This window comes from Algibacter sp. (assembly GCF_049667265.1).
In the GTDB taxonomy this organism is placed as follows: domain Bacteria; phylum Bacteroidota; class Bacteroidia; order Flavobacteriales; family Flavobacteriaceae; genus Algibacter_B.
Window position 1 is genome coordinate 1 of sequence record NZ_JBATHX010000034.1, and the last position, 1,927, is coordinate 1,927.

Genomic DNA, 1,927 nt, shown 5'->3' on the forward strand with positions numbered 1-1,927 from the left:
TAAATAATATTAACAATGAAGAAAATCAATTTATAAAACTAGATCATTTTTCAGTTTCTGAAAATCGTATTTTGTCTATTATTAATTTATCAGACGGAACTTTAATGTGCAGTACCGAAAATGATGGGTTATTTCATTTAAATGCTGACGGTCAAATTATAAATCATTATTTAGCTAATAAAACAGACGTTAAGGGCATAGTGGCTAACTCCATTTGGCATTTATTTTTAGATCGTAACGAACGTATTTGGATTAGCTATTATAATTCAGGAATAGGTATTTATGATAAATTATATGATAAGTTTAAAGATATTGAAAGTTTACAAAACAACTCTAATTCTTTACAGATTGGGTCTGTTACAGCCATTACAAATGACCAATCAGGTAATTTTTGGGTTAGTTTAGACGGAGGAGGGATTGATGTTTTTAACCATGAATTAAATCAATTTACCCATATTAATTCATCAGAAAACAAAGTGTTTTCTGGGTTAACCAATGATTACATTGAATCATTATTTATAGACAGTAATCAAAATATTTGGGCGGGAAGCTGGAGCAAGGGCTTGTTTCTATTAAAGAAAGGGTCTAAAAAATTTATTAATTATACTATAGAGAATACAGATGGAAGTTTAAGTTCTAATAACATTTTAAGTATTGCAGAAGATTCTGAAGGCACTATTTGGTTTGCCAGTTGGGATAAAGGCATACACTCATACAACCCAAATACAAATACATTTATTCATCACAAATCCGAGCCTTTTTTAAAACATGGAATACAAGATAGTTATGCTAGAAAAGTGTTGTTTGACAAAAATGGTAATTTGTGGGTAACAACAATAAGCAAAGGCTTATTTAAAATTAAAAAATTAGAAGATGGCACTTTTTCTGTTGTTTCAATGGAAGCCAGAATGTCTGAAGAATTTAATAATCAAGCAACAGTTAATCATGTTATGTCTTTATACGAAGGTATTGATGGCTTAATTTGGATTGGAACAAGAGGTGCCGGTTTATTTAAATACAACCCTGATGCCGATAAGTTTACATGGTATAATAAATTAAATGGACTTGAAGCCATAAATATAACGGGTATTATTGAAGATTTAAATGGAGATATTTGGCTTAGTACCCATTCTGGGATTACTAAATTTGATATGGCGACCAATAGTTTTACAAGGTTTACAAAAGATGACGGACTGCTTTCAAACGATTTTAACGCAAATGCTAATTTTAAAGATAAAGAAGGAACTATTTATTTTGGCAATTATCTTGGCATAGATTATTTCGATCCTTTAAATATTAGTGTTAATACAATTGTGCCATCATTATATTTAACAAGATTTAAACTATTCAATGAAGATGTTTTTCCAAATGAAAAAGATGCTCTGCTTTCTAGTGTTATTGGAGAAACAGAGTATATTAGTTTAGACCATACACAATCTGTATTTACAATTGAATATACAGGTGTAAACTATACAAGACCAGAATTAAACCAATACGCCTATTATTTAGAGGGATTTGAAGAATCTTGGAATTATGTTGGTAGTTTAAAAAGTGCCACGTATACTAACTTAGAACATGGAAACTATACTTTTAAATTAAAGGCGGCAAATAGTGATGGTAAATGGACAGAAACACCATTAAGTTTAAATATTACCGTTTTACCTCCTTGGTGGAAGACCAACGAAGCCTTGTTTATCTATATAGCTTTGTTGCTTTTGGGATTCTATTTACTAAATAGAATGGCACAAATAAGATTGAATAAAAAGCAAGCAATAACCCTTGAACGAAATTTGAGATTACAAGAAAAGGCCTTGAACGAGGAAAAGTTTCAGTTTTTCACCAACATATCACATGAATTTAGAACGCCTCTTACATTAATAATGAATCCTATTAATGATATTATTAGAGATGAAAGTTTAAACCTTCC

The 1,927-nt window shown here is 30.2% G+C and carries 1 protein-coding gene; it reads left to right on the top strand.

The window, feature by feature from the left end; all coding sequences use genetic code 11:
- Window positions 1–1,927 (top strand): ligand-binding sensor domain-containing protein (locus WBN21_RS01010; protein WP_424197452.1); only part of this gene is annotated, 1,927 nt, incomplete at both ends.